Genomic DNA, 21,428 nt, shown 5'->3' with positions numbered 1-21,428 from the left:
GAACTTCTACGAAGTTCGCTGACGTCCGTACTTACCTAAGGAAAGTTTTTAAAAAGACTTTATCCTCATTATGAAAGGCCTTTGGCCTTTTTTATTTGTCTAAATCGTCTGCGATCTTATTGATCTTACGCAAGCGGTGATTGACACCGCTTTTTGAAATAGGTTGTTGCAAGCTATCAGCGATCTGCTGGATGGAATAATCTGGATGGCTCATCCGGATATAGGCAACTTCTTGCAAGTCACTTGGTAAACTACCTAGGCCGACCGTATCCACAATTTTACTAATATTATTAATGGTTTTCATACTGGCTGTGACTGTGCGCTGGATATTGGCCATTTCGGCATTATTGGCCCGATTGAGGTCATTGCGCGTCTCTCTCATGACCTTGATGGACTCAAATTCCTGCATGGCTTGCATGGCCTCTACCACAATTAGAAAATCAATAATATCTTCCGCTCGTTGCAGATAGGTTACCACTCCTTTTTTCCGCTCGATGGTTTTCGCATCTAGTAAAAATCCTTGCATGAGAAGGGCAATTCCTTCCGCGTGGTCTGTATAAACAGAATGAATTTCCAACTGGTACTTCCCTTTTTCAGGATCCTTGATGGAACCACTCGACAGAAAAGCCCCCCGAAGATAAGCACGACTGGCTACTTCATCTTCTAAAACACTGGCATCAATGCCTGTCTCAATCCCAAAAAAGGCATCTGCCAAATGCAAGTCAGCAAGAATCTCTTCCACCTTTTCATCCAAGAATACTGTGTAAACACGATTTTTTTTCAAATTGGTTTTTTGGTGGTGGCGAATATCCGATTTGGCCTCATAAAAATGATGCAACAATTCATAGATATGGCGAGCAATCTTGGCATTTTCTGTCGTCACCGAGAGCGTCAAGCCCCCCATTGAAATCCCAAGACTTCCAGACATCTTGATAATGGCAGCCAATTCACTCTTTTCAAATCGCTTGAGAGACAATAATTCTTCTTTGACACGAACCGTAAAACTCATTTTCTCACCTGCACGATCTGCATCAACTCTTCGACTACTTTTTCGCCATCATGAAAGGCTCCTCCATTGACCAGCTTTAAGAAATCGGAAGAAATCACTTGGGGAACTTGCGAGTGCAGCCCCTTGAAATCGTGCTCTACCTGCACCAAGTATTCATCAAATTTGTTACTGTTCATGTAAGCTGCGGGAACCTGATTGATATTGACAAGGACCGTATCGATGAACTTCTCTCCCAAATGTTTATGGAGAACGGCAACGTGGTCACTGTCTGTGAAATGCTCGGTTTCTCCTCTTTGGGTCATGATGTTACAAACATAGGCTACCTGAGCCTTGGTTTCAAGGATGGCTTTCCCAATCTCATCGATCATCAAATTAGGGAGGATCGAGGTAAAGAGCGAACCAGGACCTAAGACGACCATATCACTTTCAAGAATAGCTTCCACCACTTTCTTACTAGCTTTTGGCCGCTCTTGATCAAAGGTATTGGTCACATAGACATGATCAATCATGCCGGTGTAGTTAGCAATGTGGCTTTCTCCTACCACTTCTTTTCCATCTTGAAAGACGGCATGAAGGGTCAAGGGACTATCACTGGAAGGATAGATCTTGCCGGTCGTATGAAAGAACTTGGTTAACAACTGCATGGCATTATAGGTCGAGCCTTGCATCTCTGAAATCCCTGCAATGATCAAGTTTCCCAAAGGGTGTCCGGCCAAAGGTCCATCATCGTCTGCAAAGCGGTATTGAAAGACCTTCTCATAAAAACGAGGCATATCTGACATGGCAACCAGCACATTTCGAAGATCTCCAGGTGGTGTCAATTTTTGGATGTTCTTCCGCAATTCACCTGAACTCCCGCCATCATCTGCAACGGTTACGATGGCAGTAATATCGACCGGTTTCTTTCTCAGACTATCGAGGATAACAGAAATCCCTGTTCCTCCTCCAATAACGGTTACTTTAGGTTTTCTCATGAGCGATTCACCGTTTCTTTCCGTCTGTCCTTGTCTCTATGACTGCAATTGACCTGCCAATTTTTTTCTAAATCATGCGCTAAGCGCTCTGCAAAGGCTACTGAACGGTGTTGACCTCCAGTACAGCCCATGGCGATGGTGAGGACGGATTTACCCTCCCGTTTATAGGACGGTAAAATAGGAACGATCAAGTCATGGAGGTGACGATAAAAGTCCTCTGATTCAGGGTGATCCATGACATAATCATAGACTGCTGGATCCTGACCAGTTAAATTCCGAAGTTCCAATTTATAGTAGGGATTTGGAAGAAAACGAACGTCAAACACAAGGTCAGCATCGATCGGAAGGCCATATTTAAACCCAAATGACATGACCTCAACCCGAAAATCTGGCTGATTATCTTGACTGGCAAATTGTTCTGCGATCGTTTTTCTCAGGTTACGAGGCGTTAACTCAGTCGTATCCACCACGTTTTGACTGATATTTTTTAGTGGTGACAAAAGTTCTCGTTCTAAGGTAATCCCATCTAAAACACGCCCATCTGCCGCTAGTGGATGGCTGCGGCGCGTTTCCTTGTATCGTGCTACCAACTCACTGTCAGTGGCATCCAAGAACAAGACCTTGAAATCGAGGTCTTCTTGGTTGTCCAATTCATCCAAAATAGTGCGAATTTCATTGAAAAAAGAACGGCTCCGCATATCCACAACAACGGCTAATTTATTGTTATCGGGACTGTGGCGCATGAGCTCAATAAATTTCAGCAAGAGCGCCGGTGGCATATTATCGATGGTAAAGTAACCCAAATCCTCAAACGATTGGATGGCGACGGTCTTTCCAGCACCGCTCATCCCTGTTACCATGACCAGTTGAATCTTACTTTCTGTCATTTTCTCCTCCCATAAATAAAACAGAGTGGCCTACAGTTTCCTGCTCTCCACTCTGTCTTTTTGTCTTTGAATGGTTATTAGGCTTTGATTTCCGCAATAACTTCAATTTCAACCTTCACATCACGTGGCAGGCGTGCTACTTCAACAGCAGATCGAGCTGGAAACTCTGTAGTAAAGACTGTTTTATAGACCTCATTAAAAGGTACAAAGTCATTCATATCACTTAAGAAACAAGTGGTTTTCACCACGTGGTCAAAGTCTGTCCCAGCCTCTTCCAAAATAGCCCCAACATTCTTTAAGACTTGTTCTGTTTGTTCTTGGATGGTTTCGCCAATGATTTCGCCTGTTTCAGGTGACAAGGGAACTTGTCCGCTTGCGAAGAGAAGATTGCCTACGATTTTCCCTTGAACATAAGGTCCAATTGCTGCGGGTGCTTTATCTGTATGAATTGTTTTTGCCATAGTATTCTCCAAGTCTATTTACTTCTGCTGGTTTTCTTTTGCTAATTTTTCCCTTTGTAAGCGCAATTTGCGCTTAGGGTTTAACGTATTAAAGAGTTCTTCAAGTTTTTCAGCATTCCAAACATCGGCTGCTGAAACAAAATTTCCATTTTCATCTCGAAAAGATATTGGTTTATCTCCCACTGAAAAAGCCTCACTTCTTATTTGGAATCCTTGATCCGCTCGGGATCTATCCTAATCTACAAACTCAAATTCAAATTTACCGATCCGGACGATATCGCCATCTTTTGCTCCACGCGCACGGAGAGCTTCATCAACCCCCATGCCACGCAATTGACGAGCAAATTTCATGACCGCTTCATCACGATCGAAATTCGTCATATTAAAGAGTTTTTCAAGTTTTTCACCAGACAAGACCCAAGCGGCATCGTCATCCCGACTGATGTCAAAGGCTGGCTGGTCTTCATCAAAGCCATAGTAGACTTCTTCTTGGGCCATTTCGTCTTCTGAATACAAGAGGAATTCTGGTGTTTTGTCTAACAATTCTGCCGTTGCTTCTAACAAATTGTCCAAACCTTGATGTGCCAAACTAGAGATCGGAAAGATCTGTGGCAGTTCATCAAACTCATCATAATTGGCCGCCAATTTCTTCTTGAATTTTTTCAAGTTTTCTTGGCTCTCTGGCATATCCATCTTATTTGCCACGATAATCTGAGGACGTTCCATCAAACGAAGATTATAGGTTTCAAGCTCTTTATTGATTTGAATATAATCTTCGTAAGGGTCGCGTCCTTCACTGGCTGACATATCAATAACATGCAAGATAACCCGGGTGCGCTCGATGTGACGAAGGAACTGGGTTCCGAGTCCGACACCTTGGCTAGCCCCTTCGATCAATCCAGGAAGGTCCGCGACTGCAAAGGATTCACCTGACGGTGTCCGAACCATGCCCAAATTTGGAACGATGGTTGTAAAATGATAGGCACCAATTTTTGGTTTGGCTGAAGTAATGACACTAAGAAGGGTTGATTTCCCAACAGAAGGAAAGCCAACCAAACCAACGTCTGCCAAGACCTTGAGTTCTAATTCGAGTTCGCGTTCCTGACCAGGCTCCCCATTCTCAGAAATCTCTGGGGCTGGATTTTTAGGAGTGGCAAAACGAATGTTTCCACGTCCGCCACGGCCACCGTGGGCAACAATGTACTCTTGTCCATTCTCGACTAGGTCCGTAATGACCTTGCCAGTCTCAGCATCTCGGACTGTCGTTCCTTGAGGGACTCGTACATAGAGATCTTCTGCTCCCCGTCCGTGCATCCCTTTGGTCATTCCTTTTTCCCCATTTTGGGCTTTGAAATGCCTGTTATAACGGAAGTCCATCAAGGTACGCAAGCCTTCGTCTACTACGAAGATGACATTGCCACCACGACCTCCATCACCACCCCAAGGTCCGCCATTAGGGACATATTTTTCGCGACGAAAAGCCACCATGCCATCGCCGCCATTTCCAGCCTTGACCTTAATCTTGGCTGTATCTAAAAACATACTCATAAATAGATGATTTCCTTTATTTCTGTGTGCGTCTTAGTAAGAAAGAGCACCAATTGCGGTTGCAAATATTGCACCAACCGTTACAATCAACATAATCACAATGACCACCATCGTGATCATTTCAAATGGTGTTTTTTTACGTTTTCCGTTATCTCCAAAAGCCACTTCTAATACCTCGATTACTATAAATTCATTAGCCCTATTTTACCACGAAATAGGGGATTTTTCAAATCGAGCCTACACAAAAAGACCAGACAGAAGTCTGATCTTTCATTGATCATATTAAGAATCTTTTCTTACACGTAAAATACCAACCGATAGAACTGCTAGGAAGACACCCATGACAAGAACTACCGGTGTCATCTTTTCACCTGTACTTGGAAGAACTTTTTTCTTACCAGGTTTTGGGGCTTCTTCTTTAACAGAAGATGAAGATGATTTCAATGAAGAACTTGATGTGGATGTTGAGTTCGATTTAGAACTGGAACTCGTTGAAGATGATGAGCTTGATGAAGAACTAGAGCTTGATGAAGAACTAGAACTTGATGAGGAGGTTGAGCTAGGTGTCGGTGGTGTTTGTTCTTTCTCACCTAATCCCTCTCCGGTTCCTGATTCCAATCTCAATTCACGGGTTAAACTACGCGGTGCTGGGAAATTGGTTGCTGTCCATGTTAATGTATTATGGACAACATCACCGACTTTCGTTCCAGGTGCCACTTTTGTAGAATATTCAATATACATTGGCCAATTGTAATTATCACCAAATTCAATTGTAAAACCAGTGATCTTTCCATCTGCATTCTTTTCCAAAACTGCTTTTTTAGTAAAGTTATCAAGAACTGGAAGTTTCAAAATCTGCGCTTCATTCTTAATGCCACCTTCTACAGGATTATACCGCACAGCACGTAAGCTACCTTCAACCAATGTTAAACCATCTCCGAATTGGTCTTTAATGACCATTCCACGGAGGATATCTTGGCGAGCATTTAAGAGAATACGCCATTTAATAATGGTCGGATCAGACTTATCTTGGTAGCCGTATTTCATCTCGTATTCTCCAGCTTCTCCATCAGTCTTTTCATAATTCAATGAAAAATCTGTATTTCCAAGTTTAAATTGGATTGGGGAGGTTTTAGTAACCACTCCGGAGTCTACTTTTACATCAAAATGCAAGGCAACTCGTTTATTGAGTGGATGAGATGCGAAATAATCATTAAAGGTAACGGTCACTGTTTTCTTACCTGTATCAACAACAGCTTTCCCCACAGTTTGACCATTTGATTGGCCTTCCTCAAGAACATTGAATTCCAATGCTGTGTAGAGGGTTAATTCTTTTGGTAAGCTAAGTGTTAAAGTATCACCAGCTTGAATGGCTTGCGAATCAGGGAAGGTCAAAGAAATGCTTGCTGACAATTTTTCATTCGTCAACACCTTGCGCCCATTCGTTAAAGGATTGCCATCTTTCGTTAAGCTTGCTGTCTGTGTATAAGAAGAGACTTCTGCGGCCTGAATTGTTTTAGTAAAAGCACTTGCAAATACAACCGTTAGCACTAAGACAAGTGACCATACAATTTGACGGACCTGTTTCATAATTTCCTCCTCTGCTCGCCTGTTTGCGAGCTATTTTTATAGATTTAAAGACCAATTTCTGCTTGAACAACTGCTGCAATGGTATCTACATAGTAGTCCACTTCTTCATGGGTTGGTGCTTCTGCCATCACACGAAGGAGGGGTTCAGTTCCACTTGGACGCACGAGGATGCGGCCATTTCCTGCCATTTCCGCTTCCATTTTTTCAATGATTTCACGGATAGCGGGTACTTCCATCGCCTTGTCTTTCATGCTATTTTCAACCCGGATATTGACCAGTTTTTGTGGATAAATGGTTACTTCAGCAGCCAATTCAGATAATTTCTTGCCGGTTTCTTGCATGATTTTTGTCAATTGAACGCCTGTTAATTGACCATCACCAGTCGTGTTGTAATCCATGATGACGACGTGACCGGATTGTTCACCACCAAGGTTGTAACCAGACTTGCGCATCTCTTCGACCACATAACGATCTCCAACAGCTGTGATTTCTTTTTGAATTCCCTTCGCATCTAATGCCTTGTGGAAGCCGAGATTGGACATGACGGTTGTGACGATCGTATTTTTTTCGAGCAAGCCTTTGCTTGAAAGATAAGAACCGATGATGTACATGATCTTATCCCCGTCAACGATCTCTCCACTTTCATCCACTGCAATCAAGCGATCGCTGTCTCCGTCAAAGGCTAGACCAATCGCTGCGCCTACTTCTTTGACTTTCTCTTGCAAATGCTCTGGGTGAGTAGAACCAACCCCATCATTGATGTTCAAACCATCTGGGTTTTCACCGATGACGGTCAATTGAGCTCCCAGATCTGCAAAGATTTGACGGGCACTAGTAGAGGCTGCACCATTTGCTGTATCTAAGACTACGTGCATGCCCTCGAGTTGGACACCTGTCGATACAAGGAATTCTTGATACTTACGCAAGCCTTCTGGATATTCCATGACCGTTCCTAAACCTTGGGCACTTGGACGTGGAAGGGTATCTTCAGCAGCATCAAGCAAGGCTTCAATTTCAAGTTCGCGATCATCATCCAATTTGAAGCCATCACCACCAAAGAATTTGATGCCATTGTCCAAGGCTGGATTGTGGCTAGCAGAAATCATAACTCCGGCACTGGCTTTTTCCGTACGAACTAGATAAGCAACACCTGGCGTTGCAATCACACCCAACTTGTAGACGCGAATTCCAACAGATAAGAGGCCAGCAATTAAGGCATGCTCTAACATTTCACCAGAAATACGCGTATCACGTCCAACAAATACCAAGGGTGTTTCTTCTTCATGTTGGCTCAACACATAGCCACCGAAACGGCCTAGTTTAAAAGCCAATTCTGGCGTTAATTCTACATTTGCTTCTCCACGGACACCGTCCGTCCCAAAATATTTACCCATTCTTCATTACCTTTTTTACTTTCTAATTACTTGAACTGGAGGAGGTCGACGACGAGCTGCTTGAGCTTGACGTAGACGAGCTACTCTTTGTGGTCACTTGAATCCGTGTTTCACTCGGCTTGACCAAACCTGGTAGAACATTTCCTTGGGCATCTACTGCATTTAAGGAAATAGTTCCGCTATAATTTCCACTAATGATCTCACTGGATGGGAAGACCGCTTGGACATGATCAATGCGACTCAAGGTTTCTTGATCGCTGGTCACTTCTACCTTGGTGGTTTCAAGAGAAATATCCGAAACCGTTATTCCATCCACAATTTGATTGTCCGGGATCGTAGCCCTGACCGCAAACGATTTTTTCGCTTTCTTCCCGATTTTTACAGAAACTTTCTGAGGCTCTACGGTTGCGGTCAAACCAGCCGGAAGATCTTCCACAATCAACGGCACTTCAACGGTACCTTCCTTGGCCTTACGAAGATCCGCTACCACGCGAAACTTCCGAGTTCCCGGCTGCATTTCGCTTGCTAGAGCGACCCGGTTTGAACCCTTTAGAAAGACTGTTACTTCCGATGTTAACCCACTGACAAAGTATGTCTTGTCATTGTACTTGGCATCAATCGGAATATTGGTCAAGGTATTGGTGTAGGTCTCTGAACTTACTTGTCTAGCGCTGCTATTATTTTGAAAATTAAAGGATGACGCATTAATAAACAAGATAAAGGACAATAAGACGGAGGCAAAAACATAAAGAAATTCTTTTTTCGATCTCATTTTGTCACCCTCCCAAATAGACGCTCTTTCCAACTACTCGTTTTATTCTCTTCAGGAACCAAGAAGGATCTCAATTCTGCCTCGAACTCTTCTAAAGTTAAATCGTGTCGGAAGGTTCCATTATAGGTCATAGAGATCCCGCCCGTTTCTTCTGATACCACAAAGGTAAAGGCATCCGAAACTTCAGACAAACCAATGGCTGCGCGGTGACGCGTTCCGAACTCTTTTGAAATTCCGGTATTTTCCGTCAAGGGCAGGTAGGCACAAGAAACGGCAATTTTATCATTGCGGACAATGACCGCTCCATCGTGCAAAGGAGTATTAGGAATGAAGATATTAATCAGCAATTCTCCTGAAATTTCCGCATCTAGTGGAATCCCTGTGGAAATGTATTCCTGAAGGGTTCTGGCCCCTTGAATAGCTACCAAGGCACCAATCTTACGTGGGCTCATATAAGCCACTGCCTTGACATAGGCCTGTACCATTTTCTCTTCCTGACTGACTTCACTCGTCGTAAAAAATTCTGTCGCCCGACCTAAACGCTCTAAGCCAATCCGAATTTCAGGGGAGAAAATCACAACCAGCGCGATAACCCCATAGGTAATCACTTGATTGATCAGCCAAGAAATAGTCGTTAAACCCAAAAAATTGGCTAAAAATTGAGCCAAGAAAAAGATAATAACTCCACGCACCAAAATCATGATCTTGGTCCCGACGATGGCCTTGATCAAAAAATACAGCAACCAAGCCACCAGGGCAATATCGATGATATTGATAATAACACTCCACCAATTTGGGAACAAACTGGTCCAAAATTGTGGATTTGAAAACTGTTGAATATTCATATTCTCATACCTACCACTTCTCTAAAAGACATCATCTTATTATAACACGTTTCAACAGATTTTTCTGTAACCTTCTGATGCTTTTTATGATAAAATATGATTTATGAAGATAAATACAACCTTGGGCCTTCTGGCAGGAAAGCTTTCCGGCTCTATTCTAGAAAAGATGGGGCGGGGATCAACCCTACCAGGTAAAGTAGCCCTCAAATTTGATAAAGATATTCTCAGTCAACTGGCAAAAAACTATGAGATTGTTGTGATTACAGGGACAAATGGAAAAACCCTGACCACTGCGCTAACAGTAGGTATTCTCCAAGAAGCTTTTGGACCTATTTTGACCAATCCAAGTGGGGCCAATATGATCTCTGGGATTACAACGACCTTCTTACGTGCTAAGCATTCGAAAGCAAATCGACCGATTGCGGTACTTGAAATTGACGAGGCCAGCCTCTCTCGGATTTGTGATTATATTAAGCCCAGCCTTTTTGTGGTCACTAATATTTTCCGGGACCAGATGGACCGCTATGGAGAGATCTATACGACCTACCAAATGATTTTGGATGCTATTCACAAGGTCCCAACTGCCACGGTTCTGTTAAATGGAGATAGTCCTCTCTTTAATAGTCAGACCTTATCCAATCCGATCCAATATTATGGATTTGATACTGACAAATCAGAGCCACAACTAGCTCATTACAATACGGAAGGAATCCTCTGTCCGCATTGCCACAACATCCTCCAGTACAAGCTCAATACCTATGCTAATCTTGGGGATTATATCTGTGAGCACTGTGGTTTCCACAGGCCTTCTCTGACTTATGCCGTATCGGATCTCCTCTCATTAACCCAGCGCTCTTCCCAATTCCGGATCCAAGGGCAAGATTACCACATCAATATCGGTGGTCTCTACAACATCTATAATGCCTTAGCAGCTGTTTCCGTTGCTGGATTCTTTGGGGTTCAACCTGAAGTGATTAAGCAAGGATTTGATCGCAGTCGCGCTGTCTTTGGTCGCCAGGAAACCTTTAAGATTGGGGATAAGGAATGTACCCTAGTCCTGATTAAAAATCCGGTTGGTGCGACCCAAGCCATTGAAATGATCAAACTAGCCCCTTATCCCTTTAGCTTGTCGGTTCTCCTCAATGCGAATTATGCAGATGGGATTGATACCAGCTGGATTTGGGATGCCGACTTCGAGCAAATCACTCAGATGGACATTCCAGAGATCAACGCTGGCGGGGTGCGCCACTCTGAGATTGCTCGGCGACTTCGGGTCACTGGCTATCCTGCAGAAAAGATCACAGAAATGGCTGAATTAAAAGAGGTTTTCCAACGCATCCAGCAACAGGAAACCCCTCACGCTTACATTTTAGCTACCTATACAGCCATGCTAGAATTCCGTGAACTTTTGGCCCAAGAACACCTGATTGAAAAGGAGATGCACTAATGACTTATACTTCCCTAGAATCTTCTGATCAGGCACAGTATCCCTACAGCCTGCGTATTGCCCATCTCTATGGCAACTTAATGAATACCTATGGGGACAATGGGAATATCCTCATGCTCAAGTACGTTGCGGAAAAGCTTGGAGCCCATGTCACTGTTGATATCGTCTCTCTCAAAGACCGGTTCGACCCTGATGCCTACGATATCGCCTTTTTCGGCGGCGGGCAAGACTACGAACAGACCATTGTATCCGAGGATCTACCAGATAAAAAAGAAGACCTCGAACGCTTTATTCATGACGATGGGGTAGTCCTTGCTATCTGTGGTGGCTTTCAACTTCTAGGCCAATACTACATTGAAGCTTCTGGCAAACGCATTGAGGGCCTCGGTATTATGGGCCACTATACGCTCAACCAAGTCAACAACCGCTATATCGGTGATATCAAAATCCATAACGAAGAATTTAACGAAACCTATTATGGTTTTGAGAACCACCAAGGTCGGACCTTCTTGGCTGAGGATGAAAAACCACTGGGCAAGGTCGTCTATGGAAATGGGAACAACAAAGAAGATGGATGCGAAGGGGTTCATTACAAGAACGTCTTTGGCAGCTACTTCCACGGTCCTATCTTGTCCCGAAATGCCAATTTGGCCTATCGCCTAGTGAGCACTGCTTTAAAAAATAAATATGGCAAGGACCTTTCCCTACCGGCTTATGAGGAGATTCTAAGCCTAGAGCAGCCGGAAGAGTACGCTGATGTGAAAAGCAAGGCCCCTACTGAACAATAAGGAGATAATGATGAACAAAAATAATCTACACTACATTGCTTTATTACTTTTAATTTTATTGATTGCTGGTATTTCCCTTGCAAACATGCAATCGGTTACCGTAAATTTCCTCTTGGTCCAATTTAAATTGCCCTTGATCATTCTGATCTTGCTCTGTGTCCTCTTGGGTGCATTTGTCATGACCTTGGTTAATTTTTCAAAGGGCTTCTCACTAAAAAAAGAACTCAAGAGCACTCAAAAGCAACTAGAGGAAGAAAAGAAAGAAGTTAAAATAGAAGAAAAAAATAACAACTAAAAAAGCACCGATCGGTGCTTTTTTCATGCTTTTCTAATGACTTTTTGCATGCAATTTTTTTGCGACTACTTGTGCTAGGAGTGAAAAGAGAATAACTCCAGCTCCAATCAGGAGAAAGGATTCTACTCGGACACTTGGTAACCAGGTCATCAAGCCTTTAGCGATGGGCATAAAGAGAATGGCTAGGGTAAAAATAGTGCTTAAGACCCTGCCCAGATAGTCTCCTTCTACCTTGGTTTGCACTTGGGTAAAAAAGTGAATATTAAAAATCGTCATAAAGAGTTCACAGACTAAATTTCCCGAAAAGGAGAGAAAATGCGGAAGGGGCAAGCCCATCATGAAGACTCCTACTCCTGTTAAAATCAATAAGAAGAGAAGCATCTTCATGCTTGATTTAAATTTATTAGCAATCAAAGCTCCGATGATAGAGCCGATAGCGCCCAAGGTTAAGATGGTCGCATATGCTCCATTGACCCCGTAAAGGCGATTGGAAAAGGGGAGTAAAAACTCAAAAGCTGCAAAAAAGAAATTGACGCTAGAAGCCACCAACAAGAGAAAGAAAATCTCTTTCTGATGCCAGATGTAGTCTAGTCCATCTTTCATATCCGAAAAAATATCTTTTCCCGTAAAAGGCTTCTTCTCTTGAGCTTTGGCTTCTTCTTTCGGAAGGAATGCCACTAGGACAAAGGCGATGAAAAAGGTCAGTGCATCCAGTAAGAGGGTCGCATGGAGACTGGCAAATTGTAAAACAAGGAAAGAGAACACAGGAGAGCTGACACCAACTACTTGTAAGACCAACTCCAAGTGGGCATTATAGGTCACAATCTCATCTTTCTCTACGACTTCTGTGATAATGGCTTTATTAGCTGTACGAGAGAAAGCGAAGGCAATGGCCTGGACAATATTGGCAACAATCAGGGCTACAATCATCCAACGATCATTCCTGATAAACGAAATCGCTAAACAAAGGAGACCACAAACCAAGTCGGTCGTCATCAAAATCTTGCGACGGGAAAAACGGTCTGAGATCACGCCACCAAATGGATTGACTAGAATGGAGGTGACAAGTTCAGAAATCTGATAAATCCCTAATACCGTCTTTCCTATAGTCCCCATCGAGGCCAGCCAGACACTATTCCCGTAATCATAGAGCATATTTCCCATTCGATTGATCGCTCCACGAGTAATTAATTGGACTGCATGTCGATTCATAAAAAAACCTCCTTCATTTTCTGAAACTATTGTATCAGTTCATGAAAGAGGTTTTCATTTTGTCCCTTATTTGGGAAAAATAATGGTTTACAAATTTATCAAAGGATCCTTACTGTTCTTTTGATTAAAGCTGCTTAGCTACTAGCTGAGCCAAGAGTGAAAAGAGAATAACCCCAGCTCCAATCAAGAGAAATGATTCCATACGGACGCTTGGCAACCAAGTCATCAACCCTTTGGCGATGGGCATAAAGAGAACAGCCAAGGTATAAATTGTGCTCAATACTCTACCTAGATAATCATCTTCCACCTTGGTTTGTACTTGGGTAAAAACGTGGATGTCGAAAATGGTCACAAAAAATTCACAGACCAGATTTCCTGAAAAGGAAAGATAAGGCGGAAGAGGCAAGCCCATTATGAACACTCCGACCCCTGCCATGATCAGTAAAAACAGGAGAATTCTCATACTTGATTTCATTTTATTGGCAACAAGCGCTCCTAGAATAGATCCAATAGCTCCCAGCGTTAAAATAGTCGCATAAGCTCCTTTAACCCCGTATAGACGATTCGAGAAGGGAAGTAAAAACTCAAAAGCTGCAAAAAAGAAATTGACGCTAGAAGCCACCAACAAGAGAAAGAAAATCTCTTTCTGATGCCAGATATAGTCTAACCCATCCTTGATATCAGAAAAAATATCTTTCCCGGTAAACTGTTTCCTCTCTTGCACCTTAGCTTCTTCTTTCGGAAGGAAAGCCACTAGGACAAAAGCAATGAAAAAGGACAGCGCATCTAGTAAGAGAGTCGCATGGAGACTGGCAAATTGTAGAACTAGGAAAGAAAACACGGGAGAACTGATACTAACAACTTGTAAGACCAGCTCCAAGTGCGCATTATAGGTTACAATCTCTTCTTTCTCCACAACTTCTGTAATAATGGCTTTATTGGCAAGTCGAGAAAAACCAAAGGCAATGGCCTGAACAATATTGGTAACAATCAGAGCCCCAATCATCCAACGATCATTTCTGATAAAAGAAATCGCCAAACACAGGAGACCACACACCAAGTCGGTCGTCATCAAAATCTTGCGACGAGAAAAACGGTCTGAAATCACCCCTCCAAAAGGATTCACGAGGATCCCTGTCACTAACTCAGAAATCTGATAGATTCCTAATACCGTCTTTCCTATAGTCCCCATCGAAGCCAGCCAGACACTATTCCCTTAATCATAGAGCATATTTCTAATTTTGTTAATAGCTCCACGACTAATTAATTGGACCGCATGTCGGTTCATAAAATCTCCTTTATCACTGTCCTATTTAGAACATTCATTTTTTACAAATTTATCAAAGTGTTCTTGATAATAAGCTACCTGCTCTGGCAGTCCTAGCACGTCAAAAATATGCATGGCTTCCTGCATTTGCTGCCGCCCTTTTTCTGTTTGCCCCTTCTGGTACCGAGCAAATCCCTTGAGATAGTGAAAGACATTGCGTTCGTAGAGCTTGATGCTCTTCCCGATAATCTTTTCTACATAGGCTTCAAAATAGCTGGCATTTTCAAAAGAACAGTGTTCTAAACAATGCTGGTAGCAATTCAGAGCTAGAATCAAGACCAGTTTTCGATGGCGACCAATTTCTTTGTAGAATTCCTCGCGCTCCATCACTTCTCTCCCAAGGCGAGTGACATAGTCCACCTCATAAAAGCTGTAGAGATTGCCAAAGAGGATCAATTCATACATGGTCCACTCTTCCGTTTGAAAGAGGTAATCCGCCACCTTATCCAGATCACGCTGCTTCATGGTGTAGCTGGCATCTCTCTGGCAAATCAGCCCTTGTAGCAGGATCCAGTTCAGCTCAAAATAGAGAGGATTGGTCGAACTCTTGGCTTTTTCAAGTTGTTCTCTTTGAAGCTTTTTAAAACCTGCAATATCATTTGAGTAGTAAAGCGGAATAATCTGAGCCATTATGGCGACATGCTCATGGTGTTGAAAATTTCTGGCCTTATCCATAAAATTCTCAATCGTCACATGGATATTGTCCAAAATGTCAAAGAAGCGCGAAGCAGCTAGATCCGACTCCCCTAATTCAAAACGGGATAATTGGGAGGTCGAGCAAGCTTCTCCTGCAGCTTCTTTTAACGAATAATTCTTACTGATTCGAAATTCACGAAAAACTTTTCCAAGATTGTCCATCTATTCCACCTGCTCTGACAGTTCTGCCCACTCTTCCATAACCGCTTCCTGCTGGACAGTTAGTTGATCCAGCTCGCTCTGGAGTTGAACCAAGTCAGCTGCATCATTGGTGCTATGCATGGTTTCGGTGATGTCTTGGATTTTTTGATCCAACTCTTCCATCTCTGCTTCCAATTGCTCAATGCGACGAGTAATTTTCCGGAGTTCCTTTTGGTTTTGCTTCTGCAAGTGATAATCATTGCTGGTGACTTCTTCGGTCGAAGAAACAGGCACAGCTTCTGCTTGTGCTGCAGCTAGGGCTTCTAACTCAGCTTTTTTCTCCAAATAATAATCGTAGTCTCCTAGGTAAAGGGTTGAGCCTTCTTCTGAGAGTTCCAAAACTTGAGTAGCCACCCGATTGATAAAGTAACGGTCGTGGCTGACAAAGAGCAAGGTCCCATCAAAATCAATCAAGGCATTTTCCAGCACTTCCTTGCTATCGATGTCCAAGTGGTTGGTCGGCTCGTCGAGAATCAAGAAATTGTTATTCTCCATGGACAGCTTGGCTAGAAGCAAGCGGGCCCGCTCTCCACCTGACAGCATGCCGACGGTTTTCTTGACATCATCCCCAGAGAAAAGAAAGGCTCCTAGGCGATTGCGAATTTCTACTTCTGGTGTCAGTTTAAAGTCATTCCAGAGCTCATCCAAGACACTGTTGTGAGGGGTTAGTTTACTTTGGGTCTGGTCATAGTAGCCCACCTCGACATTGGCCCCAAAACGAGCTTCCCCCTTGATAAAAGGAATCTGTCCGACGATAGACTTGATAAGAGTAGATTTCCCGATCCCATTTGGTCCCACAATAGCGACTGCATTCATCTTGCGGATGTCCAGATTGATAGGCTCTGACAGGATTTGATCGTCATAGCCGACGGCTGCCTCTTCTACTGTCAGGACGACATTTCCCGAGGTCTTATCGGCATGGAAGGTCATATGGGCAGACTTGGTCCCAGCTTCCGGCTTGTCTAGACGCTCCATTTTTTCTAACTGCTTGCGCCGAGACTGAGCCCGCTTGGTAGTCGACGCCCGCACCAAATTGCGATTAACAAAGTCTTCCAGCGCCGCGATTTCTTTTTGTTGCTTCTCGTAGTTCTTGGCTTCGGTCAGCAATTTTTGCTCTTTTTGCTCCACAAAACTGGAGTAATTACCGACATAGCGATCTAAAGAATGCTTGGTCAAGTCCAGTGTAATGGTTGCGACCTTATCTAGGAAATACCGGTCGTGGCTGACAATGAGAAGGGCCCCACTATAATTGACCAGATAGTTTTCCAACCAGGCGATGGTCTCAATATCCAAGTGGTTGGTCGGCTCGTCCAGTACCAGGAGATTTGGTTTTTCTAAGAGCATCTTGGCCAGAGCTAGACGGGTATTTTGCCCTCCAGACAGCTCTTCAATCTTCATCTGCCACATAGACTCATCGAACTTAAAGCCGTTGAGAATGGCGCGGATATCTGCTTCATAGGTGAAGCCACCAGCCTGACGGAATTCTTCCGATAGACGGTCATAGTCCTGCATGAGTTTTTCTAAGTCAGCCCCAGTTTTTTCCCCCATCGCAAGCTCCATCTGCCGCAAAGTTTTCTCCGTTTTACGGAGGTCGTCAAAGACATGGAGCATCTCATCGTAGATAGTATTGGACGACTCAAAGCGACTATCCTGGGCTAAATAAGAGAGAGAAAGATCCCGCTTTTTATTGATTTCTCCTGAAGTTGGTTCTTCTTCTCCCACCAAGATTTTTAAGAGGGTAGACTTACCGGCTCCGTTCTTTCCGACCAGGGCAATCCGGTCCCGTTCATCCACTTGCAGGCTGATATTATCAAAAAGAACCTCCCCTGCAAAAGAGCGTTCAATTTTGTTGGCTTGTAAAATAATCATGTCCCTATTTTACTATCTTTTTACGGATTAAACAAGAAAAGACGAGCCATCAAAAAAATCCTGAGCCCCTTGAGGCTCAGAACTTTTAGAAAGTATTTTAAAACTTATTCTTCCTTATACAATTGTCGAACTGCTTCCACATCTGTATCCTGAATACTGTAGAAGGAACCAGCCGGTTGCATGACCGATTCTCCATCAGTGTGGTCCAGCCCTATCGCATGGCCTAGCTCATGCTCAGCTGTATTGACAATTCGATCATAACTATAGTTATAGACATAATTTAAAAGATAATGGCGATTGAGACGCACTGTGATGTGGGTGAACCGGTTGGTTAAAAGGTTAGTCTGAGAGGCAGTCTCTCCTGCAGCAGAAACCGATGCGTTATCCATTTCCGTCAAGACCACATTAGCCTCTTTTTCATTTGTAACCAATTTGAAGGTAAAGGCGCCTGTTTGGTTCCAAGCCTCAATAGCATCCCGATAAGCTTTTACAAAAGTTTGACTGATATTGGGATCCAGGTAGACCGTGGCCTCCGCTTTTTCCCAGCGAGCACCGCTATGCTCATGATTGTCCGTCTGCGTGGTCTGTGAGCTAGGTGTCATCCCGAAGCGCGATGCAAAACCCTGATCACCAAACAAATTCCCGACTTGATAGACAACCTTTTGGGCAGCTCGTCCAAACCCATCCATACCAGAACTAGGAGAATCTGTGAAATAGATGATCCCCACTAGAACGAGAAAACTGATGGCAATGGTCCAGAAAAATCCCCAAAAAAGACTCCAAGCCATACGAAGGATTCCTCTGAAAAATCGAAAAATGGTTCTCATACATTCTCCTTTCTCTTAAAGAAGGTATGCAATTGTAACACCCCATTCTTAAAAATAACTTAAATAACTACGCTTTCCAGCTTATTGATGAACGGTTACTTTTCCTGTCTGGTAATCCAGGCTAATCCCACTTTGAACATTGGGAACAAAGACATTGAACTCAAGGGTCCCGTCACTCGATTTGGCTTCGATGTGAGACCCTAAAGGAATCAGATCTTCCGGCTGATTGTAGATCAAAGTGACCCGATAGCGGACCCGCTTGTTCTTATCTAAGGCTTTTCGAACCTGGGTCTCATAGTAGTTTTGACCAGTGGAATGAGGATCATTGGCTTGATTGGACCAAGCCGTTTGCACGGCGATATTTTTGGGATTGCTAGTAGAAGCGTCAAAGCCTTTGAGATTGCCGATCAAGGCGTAACCCAATAGATGACCCCGATCCACAGCATGGTCGTACTCGCCTGACAGATTATGAACCTGATGCCAACCAGCAGGTTTCCAATCGGTTAGGCCACTTCCTGTTGCATCCCGATCTCTGTACTGGCGAGTCGCCTTGGTCATAATAGCGTTCGCAACCGTCGGTACGGTCTTTCCATTCACTTCTTTTGTCTTGTTATCCGCATAGGGTTGACTAGCCACGCTGGCATCCAGATCTGTGCGATTTCCCTTAACTACAAAGGCTCCAGCACCGTTCCATTCCAAGTCATTCCCTAATTGTGAACGGGCAGATTTCGTTAGTACAGAGCTAGCTAACTCTTTACTAGGTGTTTCTTGTTGGCTACTAGTCACCACCGAAACAACCTGATCCGTCGCTTCTTTCACCGTCGGTTGATTAAAATAATAGCCCCCGATAGCTAGGGCCGTTGCGACCACAAAGCCCGCTAGGGTTTGTTTGGTTCGTTTGCTTACTGTTTGTTTTGCCATATCTCTCTCCAAAAAAGAGCAGCGCTAGATGGGTCATTGACTCGATTCGCTGCTCTCCTTTTTACTCAATTTTAGTTAAAAGCTTATTTGCCTGTTAGCTTTCCAATGATCTCTGACCAAGTGTCCGGAGAGAGAATGGACCATGGATTTTTCCCATCGCCAATCACTCCATAGCCAATGACCAAACCAACTGCAAAAATGATGATTCCAATCACAGCCAACAGGAGGACAATTCCTAGCTGTTTTCCAACATAGCGAAGATTAGTTTTCATCGTCTTCTTCCTCTACACGTTTCACGTCTGCACCTAGCGCCACCAATTTCTCATGGAATTGATAATAACCACGATCTAAGTGACTTAATTTGCTGACCTTTGTTTCTCCTTCTGCTACCAAGCCCATCAAGACCAAGGTTGCACTTGCTCGTAAATCGGTCGACATAACCTCTGCACCTTGGAAGCTTTCCCCTCCAACGATACGAGCTGTATCCCGCATAATATCCGAGTGAACGCCCATCCGACGCATTTCTTCCAAATGCTGGAAGCGATTCTCAAAGACCGTTTCAATCATGGTAGACTCACCTTTAGCCATGGCCATCAAGGCTGTGAATTGAGCCTGCATATCGGTTGGAAATCCTGGGTAGGGAAGAGTTTTAACGGTCACTGGACGGAGCTTACTGATATCCGATTGAATCCGAATTCCATTTTCTTCTTCGGTTACCGTTACACCCATCTCCTGCATCTTAGATAGAAGCGGACGGTTGTGTTCCCAAATGGCATCTTCGATTAAGACATCTCCACCAGTCATGGCTGCCCCAATCATAAAGGTTCCAGCCTCGATGCGGTCTTGCACAACATTGTGGTTTGCACCGTGCAAGCTCTCCACACCAACGATGGTCAAGGTCTCAGTTCCTGCTCCCTTAACATTAGCCCCCATTTTATTCAGCAAGAGAGCTAGGTCAACAATTTCAGGTTCCCGAGCTGCATTTTCAATCACAGTGACTCCATCTGCCAAGGTTGCGGCCATCATAATATTTTGTGTCGCACCTACTGATGGGAAGTCCATATAGACGTGTGCACCTTTGAGACGATCTGCTTTTGCTTCAATATAGCCGGCTGTTTGGGTAATTTCAGCTCCCATGGCTTCCAGACCTTTGAGATGGAGGTCAATCGGACGACTACCGATCGTACAGCCTCCAGGCATGGAAACTTTGGCATGGCCATTGCGTGCCAAGACAGGACCTAAGACAACGATAGAAGCCCGCATCTTACTCACATATTTATAAGGCGCTTCCTCTGATAATTTTGCTTGCGCATCTACGACAACTGTATTGTCTTCTTCATTGAAGGTTACTTGTGCATTCAACCCACGAACAACATTGTTCATTGTAAAGACATCTGATAAAACAGGTACATTTTTCAAGGTTGTCACGCCCTCGCTTGCTAGAACTGTTGCAGCAAGAAGAGGAAGGACAGCATTTTTTGCTCCTTCGATTTTGACGGTTCCAACCAGTCGATTATGACCACCATTAACGATTATTTTTTCCATACGGGATTGTTCTCCAATTTCTTAAAGTCACGCTTTCTATCATACCATATTTTTTATAAAATGTGGCTAGAATTGGCCAATAAAAATCTGTCGACTCATCTCATAGACACTGATAAAAAATGAGCTCGCTAGATAGCCGATTCCGACGCTGATCATCAAGATCAAAAAACGGATTTTAACCGCATTTTCAGCACTTACTTTTAAAAACTTTTCCCATTGAACCAGGTTCATCAATAGGTAATAGGCAAAAAAGATAAACAATAGATGGCTTGAAAGATTAAAAATCATTTGAATCATACAGCTATTATACCATATTTGGTCCGTACTTTCTTCTTTTGATTCTCTCCCAACAAAAATAAGGTGAGGACATACCTCCACCTTATTTTGAATATCTTATAAACGATTTCCGACATTAATCCGGTTAATGGCGCGTTGAAGAGCAATTTTAGCACGACGTTCCATATCAACCGAATGCTGATCTTTGGCTTCTTCAATCGCTTTTTCAGCTCGCAGTTTGGCACGTTCTGCACGACTAATGTCAATATCTCGAGCACGTTCGGCAGAATCGGCAACAATGGTAATGACATTATCAGCTACTTCGATAATCCCACCATTGACTGCAATCCAATCAATATGTTTGTCATCGTCGACACGACGAACCTTTACTTGGTCTACAGCCAAAACCGCAATGGTATTGATATGATGAGGTAAAATCCCTAATTCACCATCAATTGTCTTGACAGATACAAATGCGGCATGATGATCATAAACCAGTCCATCCGGTGTAACGATTTGGACGTTCATTTGACTCATCTTTCAC

At 43.5% G+C, this 21,428-nt stretch carries 23 protein-coding genes and 1 pseudogene; 3 read left to right on the top strand and 21 right to left on the bottom strand.

Annotated features, from left to right (window positions below):
* Positions 1–91: 91 nt before the first annotated feature.
* The 11 genes from whiA to cdaA all read right to left on the bottom strand — a co-directional run bounded on the left by whiA (position 92) and on the right by cdaA (position 9,480).
* Complete coding sequence (gene whiA, locus HMPREF2686_RS09560) at positions 92–1,009, bottom strand: DNA-binding protein WhiA (protein WP_049506455.1); 918 nt, start codon at positions 1,007–1,009, stop codon at positions 92–94.
* On the bottom strand, positions 1,006–1,983 hold the full coding sequence (locus HMPREF2686_RS09555) for a YvcK family protein (RefSeq protein WP_003017791.1): 978 nt from the start codon (positions 1,981–1,983) through the stop codon (positions 1,006–1,008). Before HMPREF2686_RS09555 ends, whiA begins: the two co-directional genes overlap by 4 nt.
* Positions 1,980–2,870 (bottom strand): RNase adapter RapZ, encoded by an 891-nt coding sequence (gene rapZ / locus HMPREF2686_RS09550; RefSeq protein ID WP_009732574.1) that lies wholly within the window; start codon positions 2,868–2,870, stop codon positions 1,980–1,982. The genes HMPREF2686_RS09555 and rapZ overlap by 4 nt, the downstream gene beginning before the upstream one ends.
* Before the next feature lie 77 nt (positions 2,871–2,947).
* Positions 2,948–3,331 carry a RidA family protein gene (locus tag HMPREF2686_RS09545; RefSeq protein ID WP_049506454.1) on the bottom strand — a complete coding sequence of 128 codons (384 nt, stop codon included), beginning with the start codon at positions 3,329–3,331 and terminating at the stop codon, positions 2,948–2,950.
* An 18-nt stretch (positions 3,332–3,349) separates the two neighbouring features.
* Positions 3,350–3,514, bottom strand: coding sequence for a hypothetical protein (locus HMPREF2686_RS10470; RefSeq protein ID WP_003006512.1), 165 nt, complete (start codon positions 3,512–3,514; stop codon positions 3,350–3,352).
* A gap of 51 nt (positions 3,515–3,565) precedes the next feature.
* Positions 3,566–4,879, bottom strand: coding sequence for a GTPase ObgE (gene obgE, locus HMPREF2686_RS09540; RefSeq protein WP_049474810.1), 1,314 nt, complete (start codon positions 4,877–4,879; stop codon positions 3,566–3,568).
* 33 nt (positions 4,880–4,912) lie between these two features.
* Positions 4,913–5,044 (bottom strand): DUF4044 domain-containing protein, encoded by a 132-nt coding sequence (locus HMPREF2686_RS09535; protein WP_003011566.1) that lies wholly within the window; start codon positions 5,042–5,044, stop codon positions 4,913–4,915.
* Between the two features lie 117 nt (positions 5,045–5,161).
* On the bottom strand, positions 5,162–6,469 hold the full coding sequence (locus HMPREF2686_RS09530; protein WP_070450507.1) for an LPXTG cell wall anchor domain-containing protein: 1,308 nt from the start codon (positions 6,467–6,469) through the stop codon (positions 5,162–5,164).
* A 44-nt stretch (positions 6,470–6,513) separates the two neighbouring features.
* Positions 6,514–7,863, bottom strand: coding sequence for a phosphoglucosamine mutase (glmM, locus tag HMPREF2686_RS09525; protein ID WP_070450504.1), 1,350 nt, complete (start codon positions 7,861–7,863; stop codon positions 6,514–6,516).
* Positions 7,864–7,885: 22 nt separating this feature from the next.
* Positions 7,886–8,635, bottom strand: a complete 750-nt coding sequence (locus HMPREF2686_RS09520) for a CdaR family protein (RefSeq protein ID WP_023917720.1) — start codon at positions 8,633–8,635, stop codon at positions 7,886–7,888.
* The gene (gene cdaA / locus HMPREF2686_RS09515; protein WP_023917718.1) at positions 8,632–9,480 is read right to left on the bottom strand and encodes a diadenylate cyclase CdaA; all 849 of its coding nucleotides are present in this window, start codon (positions 9,478–9,480) and stop codon (positions 8,632–8,634) included. Before cdaA ends, HMPREF2686_RS09520 begins: the two co-directional genes overlap by 4 nt.
* 103 nt (positions 9,481–9,583) lie before the next feature.
* Between cdaA and murT the strand changes: the two genes are divergently transcribed.
* Genes murT through HMPREF2686_RS09500 form a run of 3 tightly spaced genes read left to right on the top strand, consistent with a single transcriptional unit; the run spans position 9,584 to position 12,010 of the window.
* Entirely contained in the window at positions 9,584–10,927 is a 1,344-nt protein-coding gene (murT, locus tag HMPREF2686_RS09510) for a lipid II isoglutaminyl synthase subunit MurT (protein ID WP_023917716.1), read from the top strand.
* Positions 10,927–11,715 (top strand): lipid II isoglutaminyl synthase subunit GatD, encoded by a 789-nt coding sequence (gene gatD, locus HMPREF2686_RS09505; protein ID WP_045759263.1) that lies wholly within the window; start codon positions 10,927–10,929, stop codon positions 11,713–11,715. The genes murT and gatD overlap by 1 nt, the downstream gene beginning before the upstream one ends.
* A 10-nt stretch (positions 11,716–11,725) precedes the next feature.
* Positions 11,726–12,010 carry a lipopolysaccharide assembly protein LapA domain-containing protein gene (locus HMPREF2686_RS09500; protein ID WP_024056107.1) on the top strand — a complete coding sequence of 95 codons (285 nt, stop codon included), beginning with the start codon at positions 11,726–11,728 and terminating at the stop codon, positions 12,008–12,010.
* Between the two features lie 33 nt (positions 12,011–12,043).
* On the opposite strand, the gene HMPREF2686_RS09495 is transcribed toward HMPREF2686_RS09500, so the two are convergent.
* The 10 genes and pseudogenes from HMPREF2686_RS09495 to HMPREF2686_RS09450 all read right to left on the bottom strand — a co-directional run bounded on the left by HMPREF2686_RS09495 (position 12,044) and on the right by HMPREF2686_RS09450 (position 21,421).
* Complete coding sequence (locus HMPREF2686_RS09495) at positions 12,044–13,222, bottom strand: MFS transporter (protein WP_070450501.1); 1,179 nt, start codon at positions 13,220–13,222, stop codon at positions 12,044–12,046.
* Between the two features lie 124 nt (positions 13,223–13,346).
* Positions 13,347–14,510 (bottom strand): annotated as a pseudogene (locus tag HMPREF2686_RS09490) (MFS transporter).
* A 21-nt stretch (positions 14,511–14,531) separates the two neighbouring features.
* A complete protein-coding gene (locus HMPREF2686_RS09485; RefSeq protein WP_070450498.1) occupies positions 14,532–15,407 on the bottom strand; it encodes an XRE/MutR family transcriptional regulator in 876 nt (291 codons plus the stop codon).
* Positions 15,408–17,315 carry an ABC-F family ATP-binding cassette domain-containing protein gene (locus HMPREF2686_RS09480; protein WP_070450495.1) on the bottom strand — a complete coding sequence of 636 codons (1,908 nt, stop codon included), beginning with the start codon at positions 17,313–17,315 and terminating at the stop codon, positions 15,408–15,410.
* Positions 17,316–17,419: 104 nt separating this feature from the next.
* On the bottom strand, positions 17,420–18,142 hold the full coding sequence (locus HMPREF2686_RS09475) for a M57 family metalloprotease (protein WP_009732560.1): 723 nt from the start codon (positions 18,140–18,142) through the stop codon (positions 17,420–17,422).
* A gap of 81 nt (positions 18,143–18,223) precedes the next feature.
* On the bottom strand, positions 18,224–19,063 hold the full coding sequence (locus HMPREF2686_RS09470; protein ID WP_070450492.1) for a DNA/RNA non-specific endonuclease: 840 nt from the start codon (positions 19,061–19,063) through the stop codon (positions 18,224–18,226).
* 83 nt (positions 19,064–19,146) lie between these two features.
* A complete protein-coding gene (locus HMPREF2686_RS09465; protein ID WP_003006464.1) occupies positions 19,147–19,335 on the bottom strand; it encodes a DNA-directed RNA polymerase subunit beta in 189 nt (62 codons plus the stop codon).
* A complete protein-coding gene (gene murA, locus HMPREF2686_RS09460) occupies positions 19,325–20,608 on the bottom strand; it encodes a UDP-N-acetylglucosamine 1-carboxyvinyltransferase (RefSeq protein ID WP_049515168.1) in 1,284 nt (427 codons plus the stop codon). Before murA ends, HMPREF2686_RS09465 begins: the two co-directional genes overlap by 11 nt.
* Before the next feature lie 66 nt (positions 20,609–20,674).
* A complete protein-coding gene (locus tag HMPREF2686_RS09455; RefSeq protein ID WP_003006458.1) occupies positions 20,675–20,905 on the bottom strand; it encodes a DUF1146 family protein in 231 nt (76 codons plus the stop codon).
* 96 nt (positions 20,906–21,001) lie between these two features.
* Positions 21,002–21,421, bottom strand: a complete 420-nt coding sequence (locus HMPREF2686_RS09450) for a F0F1 ATP synthase subunit epsilon (protein ID WP_003002471.1) — start codon at positions 21,419–21,421, stop codon at positions 21,002–21,004.
* Positions 21,422–21,428: the final 7 nt, after the last annotated feature.

The sequence above is a fragment of the Streptococcus sp. HMSC057G03 genome, from assembly GCF_001808745.1.
Lineage (GTDB): Bacteria > Bacillota > Bacilli > Lactobacillales > Streptococcaceae > Streptococcus > Streptococcus parasanguinis_Z.
Note: the sequence above shows the minus strand (reverse complement) of the source record. Positions and strands in the feature narration are given on the sequence as shown.

Excerpts from the sequence above, each read along its gene's own strand:
- whiA (WP_049506455.1), bottom strand. The coding sequence starts at position 1,009 with ATGAGTTTTACGGTTCGTGTCAAAGAAGAATTATTGTCTCTCAAGCGA.
- HMPREF2686_RS09555 (WP_003017791.1), bottom strand. The coding sequence starts at position 1,983 with ATGAGAAAACCTAAAGTAACCGTTATTGGAGGAGGAACAGGGATTTCT.
- rapZ (WP_009732574.1), bottom strand. The coding sequence starts at position 2,870 with ATGACAGAAAGTAAGATTCAACTGGTCATGGTAACAGGGATGAGCGGT.
- HMPREF2686_RS09545 (WP_049506454.1), bottom strand. The coding sequence starts at position 3,331 with ATGGCAAAAACAATTCATACAGATAAAGCACCCGCAGCAATTGGACCT.
- obgE (WP_049474810.1), bottom strand. The coding sequence starts at position 4,879 with ATGAGTATGTTTTTAGATACAGCCAAGATTAAGGTCAAGGCTGGAAAT.
- HMPREF2686_RS09530 (WP_070450507.1), bottom strand. The coding sequence starts at position 6,469 with ATGAAACAGGTCCGTCAAATTGTATGGTCACTTGTCTTAGTGCTAACG.
- glmM (WP_070450504.1), bottom strand. The coding sequence starts at position 7,863 with ATGGGTAAATATTTTGGGACGGACGGTGTCCGTGGAGAAGCAAATGTA.
- HMPREF2686_RS09520 (WP_023917720.1), bottom strand. The coding sequence starts at position 8,635 with ATGAGATCGAAAAAAGAATTTCTTTATGTTTTTGCCTCCGTCTTATTG.
- cdaA (WP_023917718.1), bottom strand. The coding sequence starts at position 9,480 with ATGAATATTCAACAGTTTTCAAATCCACAATTTTGGACCAGTTTGTTC.
- murT (WP_023917716.1), top strand. The coding sequence starts at position 9,584 with ATGAAGATAAATACAACCTTGGGCCTTCTGGCAGGAAAGCTTTCCGGC.
- gatD (WP_045759263.1), top strand. The coding sequence starts at position 10,927 with ATGACTTATACTTCCCTAGAATCTTCTGATCAGGCACAGTATCCCTAC.
- HMPREF2686_RS09500 (WP_024056107.1), top strand. The coding sequence starts at position 11,726 with ATGAACAAAAATAATCTACACTACATTGCTTTATTACTTTTAATTTTA.
- HMPREF2686_RS09495 (WP_070450501.1), bottom strand. The coding sequence starts at position 13,222 with ATGAATCGACATGCAGTCCAATTAATTACTCGTGGAGCGATCAATCGA.
- HMPREF2686_RS09485 (WP_070450498.1), bottom strand. The coding sequence starts at position 15,407 with ATGGACAATCTTGGAAAAGTTTTTCGTGAATTTCGAATCAGTAAGAAT.
- HMPREF2686_RS09480 (WP_070450495.1), bottom strand. The coding sequence starts at position 17,315 with ATGATTATTTTACAAGCCAACAAAATTGAACGCTCTTTTGCAGGGGAG.
- HMPREF2686_RS09475 (WP_009732560.1), bottom strand. The coding sequence starts at position 18,142 with ATGAGAACCATTTTTCGATTTTTCAGAGGAATCCTTCGTATGGCTTGG.
- HMPREF2686_RS09470 (WP_070450492.1), bottom strand. The coding sequence starts at position 19,063 with ATGGCAAAACAAACAGTAAGCAAACGAACCAAACAAACCCTAGCGGGC.
- HMPREF2686_RS09465 (WP_003006464.1), bottom strand. The coding sequence starts at position 19,335 with ATGAAAACTAATCTTCGCTATGTTGGAAAACAGCTAGGAATTGTCCTC.
- murA (WP_049515168.1), bottom strand. The coding sequence starts at position 20,608 with ATGGAAAAAATAATCGTTAATGGTGGTCATAATCGACTGGTTGGAACC.
- HMPREF2686_RS09455 (WP_003006458.1), bottom strand. The coding sequence starts at position 20,905 with ATGATTCAAATGATTTTTAATCTTTCAAGCCATCTATTGTTTATCTTT.
- HMPREF2686_RS09450 (WP_003002471.1), bottom strand. The coding sequence starts at position 21,421 with ATGAGTCAAATGAACGTCCAAATCGTTACACCGGATGGACTGGTTTAT.